Source organism: Streptomyces sp. NPDC006265, assembly GCF_040613555.1.
Lineage (GTDB): Bacteria > Actinomycetota > Actinomycetes > Streptomycetales > Streptomycetaceae > Streptomyces.
Genome location: NZ_JBEXSH010000765.1, coordinates 1 through 4,524, shown reverse-complemented (window position 1 = coordinate 4,524; position 4,524 = coordinate 1). Strand labels below are relative to the sequence as shown.

Below are 4,524 nucleotides of genomic sequence, written 5' to 3'. Positions count from 1 at the left end.
GGACGGCTGCGACGGATCCGCGGCGCAGGCGGCGGCGGGCGGGGCGCCGGCGGGGCAGGCGCCGGCCACGCCGGTCCGGGCCCGCGGCCGCCGTCACGCGGCGCAGCAGCACGGTGCCGTCGATGCGCTGCCGGTGCGTCCGGGTCAGGCAGGCGCGCACGATCTCCCGCCAGCCGTCGGGAAGTTCCGGGGACAGGCGCAGTTCGTCGACACCGCGGGCGTAGGCCGCTGTCGCGTCGCGCCGGGCGGTCGAGGTGGCGCCGGGCAGCGGGAAGGAGTCGGTGAGCACGAGGTGGGCGAGGACGCCGAAGGCCCAGATGTCGGCGGACGGGCGGATGCGGCGGCCTCGTTCGCCGATCTCGGTCCACAGCAGTTCGGGCGGGGTGTAGTCGGGGGTGGAGAAGGCCGGCGTGTAGGCGTGCGTGCCCTCCAGCTCCGCGGCCATGTTGAAGTCGGCGAGGCGCACCGAACCGTCCGCCATCAGCAGCACGTTGGCGGGCTTCAGGTCGCCGTGCACCCAGCCGGCGCCGTGCAACTGGGCGAGGCCCTCGGCGATCTGCGCGAGCAGCGCGGGGGCGGCCGCGGGCCGGGGCGTGGCGGCGAGCAGGGCCGACAGGGAGCCCTCGGCCTTCTCCAGGACGAGGACGGTGGCGCCGTCCAGCTCCGGACGGCCCGGGTCGTCGACCGTCAGCGTCTGGTACATCCGCACCAGCCGCGGGTGCCGCAGCCGTCGGTACAGCTCGACCTCACGCTCGACCAGTTCGCGCAGGTGCGTCAGCCGGCGCGGCGTGGCCGTCCCGGTGGGCAGGAACTTCAGCGCGGCCGTGGGCGGCAGTCCGGTGCCGTCACCGACGCGCCGGGCCGCGTACACACTGCCGAAGGCGCCGGTCGCGAGGGGCTCGCGCACCTCCCAGACGCCGACCCGGTAGCCCTTGGGCACGGGTACGGCGTACGCCTCGGTCACCGGACCGGCCCGGCCGGACGAAGGCCGCCGAAGAGCCGTAGGGTGCCGCGCGCGAGCCTGTCGGGGGTACGGTTTCGCTCTTCCTCCGTGGTCGGCGGAGGTACCACGATGATGCTGTACAAGGTGCTCTCCCCGTGCCTGAACAGCTACCACCGTCAGAGTAGGGCGACGCGCCAGGGCCGTGCCCCCCCTCGTACGGGTGAGACACGGCCCTTGGATGTGATTGGCGTGAACTGGTGCGGTCGACCGGGCCCGTTCAGTAGCGCGGGCGGTTGAACCAGGCCTTGCCGCCCGCGTTGCCGACGAAGACGGCCACCAGGATGGCGAGAACGGTGTGCACCAGGCCCACGATGACGAACGGGTAGATGCCCAGGACGGCCGTGATGATGGCGAAGACCAGGATGGTGATCCGGGCGCCGTTGCCGCCGTTCTTGAACTTGGTCGCCAGGACGGCCGCGAACACCAGCCAGGCCAGGCCGAACACCACGTAGCCCCAGATCAGGCCGGTCGAGTCGCCGACCAGGTCCTGGAAGGCGGTGTTGTCCTTGAGGGACTCGTCGTCCTTCGCGGCGTTGAGAGCCGCGGCGCCGAAGGCGAAGAGGGCCACGCCGACGACCTGCAGACCGACGATGACCCACATCATCACGCGGGCCGCGCTGACCGAGCCGGGCATGGTGGTCGGCGCGGCGGGGCCGCCGTAGGGAGAGACCGGAGGGGCCTGCGGGTAGCCGTAACCGGGCGCCTGTCCCTGGTCCTGCGGGTATCCGTGGCCCGGCTGCTGCGGCTGCCCCTGGGGAGCGCCGTAGGGGTTGTTCGGGTCGCCGTAGCTCATGGGGGACTTTCCTCCGTTGGTCCTTGTGCGGGGACGACGCGTGACATCCGCACGGAGGAAAACCTTCAGTATTGCGACCGTCCCCCCGTTGAGCTGCCCGCGGCACTTGTCGGGTCATCGTTCTTCACCACTGACCGGCTTGTCCAGCCGCATTCCCGATGTGTTGTGCAAGTGCAACATCGCTGATCATGGACGGATACGGGAGGACGGACCCCCGGTGCCCGGATTGCGGCCGGATTGGAACCGCGGCGGGGTCATCCGCGAGGATGGGGACATGACCGCCCAGATTCTCGATGGCAAGGCCACCGCAGCCGCGATCAAGTCCGATCTGACCGCCCGCGTGGCGGCGCTGAAGGAGAAGGGCGTCACGCCCGGCCTCGGCACGATCCTGGTCGGGGACGACCCCGGCAGCCAGAAGTACGTCGCCGGCAAGCACCGCGACTGCGCGCAGGTGGGCATCGCCTCCATCCAGCGCGAACTGCCCGCCACGGCGACCCAGGAGGAGATCGAGGCCGCCGTCCGCGAGCTCAACGAGGACCCGGCCTGCACCGGCTACATCGTGCAACTGCCGCTGCCCAAGGGCATCGACGAGAACCGCATCCTCGAGCTGATGGACCCGGACAAGGACGCGGACGGGCTGCACCCGATGAACCTGGGGCGCCTCGTCCTCAATGAGCCCGCCCCGCTGCCCTGCACCCCGAACGGCGTGCTGACGCTGCTCCGCCGCTACGGAGTGGAGATCAAGGGCGCCGAGGTCGTGGTCGTCGGACGCGGCGTGACCATCGGCCGGCCGATGCCGCTGCTGCTCACCCGCCGCAGCGAGAACGCCACCGTGACGCAGTGCCACACCGGCACGCGTGACCTGGCGGCGCACCTCAAGCGCGCGGACATCATCGTGGCCGCCGCCGGTTCCGCCCATCTGATCCGGGCCGAGGACGTGAAGCCCGGCGCGGCCGTCCTCGACGTCGGCGTCTCCCGCAGCGCCGAGGGCAAGATCGTGGGCGACGTCCACCCCGACGTCGCCGAGGTCGCCGCCTGGATCTCCCCGAACCCCGGCGGCGTCGGCCCGATGACCCGTGCCCAGCTGCTCGTCAACGTGGTCGAGGCGGCGGAGCGCAGTGTCGGCTGAGCACCGGGCCCCGGGCGGGGCTGAGCACCGGGCCCCGGGCGGGGCTGAGCACCTGACCCCGGGCGGGCGCGAAACGCCCGGCGGGCAGGAGACGCCGGGCGGACACGAGTCACCGGAGGACATCACCGTCCGGGACCCCGTCAGCGCGCCCGACGCCGAAGGGCGGCCGCGGCGGGTCACCCGGCGCTTCCCGCTGTTCACCAAGGACACCGCGCGGCCCGAGGGCGGTGGCCGGGCCGCGCCCGGGGGCGCTCCCGCGCCCGCCCGGCAGTGGCCCGTGCTCGCCGTGCTGGGGCTGGCCGGGCTCGGGCTGCTGGTGACGGCGTTCGGCCAGTTCCGGCTCGGGACGCTGCTGGTCGGCGTCGCCCTGCTGGGCGGTGGCGCGATGCGCTGGCTGCTGCCGGGCGTCGGCATGCTCGCCGTCCGCTCCCGCTTCACGGACATCGTCACCTACGGCCTGCTGGGCACCGTGATCGTCCTGCTGGCGCTGATGGCACAGCCGAATCCGTTGCTGCAGATCCCGTTCCTGAAGGACACCCTGCACTTCACGGTCACCAGCGAATGACGAGGACGGCGGTCCGTCCCCTCCCCCGAGGTAAGGACGGCCCGCCGCCACGACCCACCCTCGGGCACGGCGAACGGCCTGTTCAACGGCTGTCAGAGCGCTGTGGCACGGAAGTGACAGTTCCGGTACGTCTCGCTTCCGGTTCCGCTCCGATACCGCACAAAGTGGTGCGACGACGGGGTTGGCAGGGACAATCAGGACGGTCCAGGGTGTATCGCGCGCGGCCACCGTGCTCCTGTGCGCCCCCCGTCAGGGAACTGAGATCCTGACTGGACGCATCCCTGTGGGTATCCACAACGGGGACTCGGCCAAGGCCGCCGCGCGCGGGGCGAACAGCGCGAGAAATATCAGCACGACCGGGGGGAAGAGGGGGAGCAATGCCTCGTTGGAAGGCCTTGCCGGATGAGCTCGATCCACAGATCAGGGAGTTCACCAGCCAGCTGCGCAGACTCGTGGACCGCAGCGGTCTGAGCATCGCGTCGGTGGCGGACCGCACGGGCTACAGCAAGACGTCGTGGGAGCGTTACCTGAACGGCCGGCTGCTCGCGCCGAAGGGCGCGATCGTGGCCCTGGCCGAGGTCACCGGCACCAATCCGGTGCACCTGACGACCATGTGGGAGCTCGCCGAGCGCGCCTGGAGCCGCTCGGAGATGCGGCACGACATGACGATGGAGGCCATAAGGATCTCCCAGGCGCGCGCCGCGCTCGGGGAGTTCGGCGGGCAGGACTTCACCGACCCCTCGGCCGGTGGCAAGGCGGCCTCGGCGGGCGAGGGCAGGGCCGCCTCCGCGGGCGGCGGCAAGCCCGCCCGCCGCAGCGGCGGCGGCACCACGGTCACCCCGGGCATCGCGGGACCGGCCGGTGTGGCCCCGACCGTGCCGCCGCAGCCGACGGCGCCCGAGGTCCAGGACTCCACCGGCGCGGGTGTACGGGAGGGGAGCGGCCGGGCCGCCGCGTGGGCGGTGGGGCGAAATCGTTGGCCAAGGGGTCGGTGCCCGCCGCGTACGCGTCCCTCGTGGCGAAGTGGGGCAACC

The 4,524-nt window shown here is 72.3% G+C and carries 5 protein-coding genes and 1 pseudogene; 3 read left to right on the top strand and 3 right to left on the bottom strand.

Annotated elements, in window-relative coordinates; genetic code table 11:
• The 3 genes and pseudogenes from ABZ281_RS39420 to ABZ281_RS39410 form a co-directional block, all read right to left on the bottom strand.
• Nucleotides 1-964 (bottom strand): protein kinase (locus ABZ281_RS39420; protein ID WP_356662797.1); only part of this gene is annotated, 964 nt, incomplete at its 3' end.
• Nucleotides 965-1,008: 44 nt separating this feature from the next.
• Nucleotides 1,009-1,086: pseudogene (locus ABZ281_RS39415) on the bottom strand (FHA domain-containing protein); the annotation flags it as partial.
• Nucleotides 1,087-1,220: 134 nt separating this feature from the next.
• The gene (locus ABZ281_RS39410) at nt 1,221-1,796 is read right to left on the bottom strand and encodes a hypothetical protein (protein WP_356662796.1); all 576 of its coding nucleotides are present in this window, start codon (nt 1,794-1,796) and stop codon (nt 1,221-1,223) included.
• Nucleotides 1,797-2,070: 274 nt separating this feature from the next.
• On the opposite strand from ABZ281_RS39410, the gene ABZ281_RS39405 reads away from it, so the two are divergent.
• The 3 genes from ABZ281_RS39405 to ABZ281_RS39395 form a co-directional block, all read left to right on the top strand.
• Nucleotides 2,071-2,925 (top strand): bifunctional methylenetetrahydrofolate dehydrogenase/methenyltetrahydrofolate cyclohydrolase, encoded by an 855-nt coding sequence (locus ABZ281_RS39405; RefSeq protein WP_356662795.1) that lies wholly within the window; start codon nt 2,071-2,073, stop codon nt 2,923-2,925.
• Complete coding sequence (locus ABZ281_RS39400) at nt 2,915-3,490, top strand: DUF3017 domain-containing protein (protein ID WP_356662794.1); 576 nt, start codon at nt 2,915-2,917, stop codon at nt 3,488-3,490. Before ABZ281_RS39405 ends, ABZ281_RS39400 begins: the two co-directional genes overlap by 11 nt.
• Nucleotides 3,491-3,867: 377 nt before the next feature.
• A partial coding sequence (locus ABZ281_RS39395; protein ID WP_356662793.1) for a helix-turn-helix transcriptional regulator occupies nt 3,868-4,524 on the top strand: 657 nt, incomplete at its 3' end.